We start from the raw sequence: 777 nt of genomic DNA, 5'->3' as shown, positions 1-777 counted from the left end.
CGTGATGGATATTGATGTTCTGGGTCCGTTGGGTGTGCGGGTGGGTGGGGTTGCGGTGATGCCGACGGCGCCGAAGCCTCGGAAGGTGTTGGCGTTGTTGGCGTTGCATGTGGATCGTGTGGTGCCGGTGGGGTTGTTGGTTGAGGAGTTGTGGGGTGAGTGTCCGCCGCGGTCGGCGCGGACGACGTTGCAGACGTACATCCTGCAGTTGCGTGAGTTGATTGGTGCGGCGCTGGAGCAGGGTGTTGAGGGTGAGGGTGTTGGGGGTGTGTCGGCGAAGGATGTGTTGGTGACGGCGCCTGGTGGTTATGTGTTGCGGGGTGGTGGCGGTTCGAGTGATGTGGTGGAGTTCGAGCGCCTTGCGGGGATGGGGTATCGGGCGATGGACGGGGAGGATTTCGCGGGCGCTGCGCGGTTGCTGCGTCAGGCGTTGGCGTTGTGGAGTGGTTCGGCGCTGGCGGATGTGCGGGCGGGTGTGCAGTTGGAGATGGAGGTGCGCCGTCTGGAGGAGACGCGGCTGTGTGCGCTGTATCAGCGCATTGAGGCGGATCTGCGGCTGGGCCGGCATCGGGAGTTGCTGGGTGAGTTGACGGTGTTGGTGAGCCGGTATCGCACGCATGAGAATCTGCACGGTCAGTTCATGCTGGCTCTCTATCGTTCTGGGCGTCGGGGTGAGGCGCTGAGTGTGTACCAGCGGCTGCGTCAGGCTCTGGTCAACGACCTGGGTCTTGAGCCCTCGCCCGAACTGCGCCGCCTGCAGCAGGCCATCCTCAAGAC

1 protein-coding gene is annotated in these 777 nt (G+C 64.1%); it reads left to right on the top strand.

Annotation, left to right across the window (positions count from 1 at the left end; translation table 11 throughout):
- Positions 1-4 precede the first annotated feature (4 nt).
- Positions 5-777: AfsR/SARP family transcriptional regulator (locus AC5P1C_RS43870; RefSeq protein WP_493871597.1), on the top strand; the 773-nt coding region annotated here is incomplete at its 3' end.

The organism is Streptomyces sp. A18 (assembly GCF_059026065.1).
This window is presented reverse-complemented; position numbering and strand designations above follow the sequence as displayed.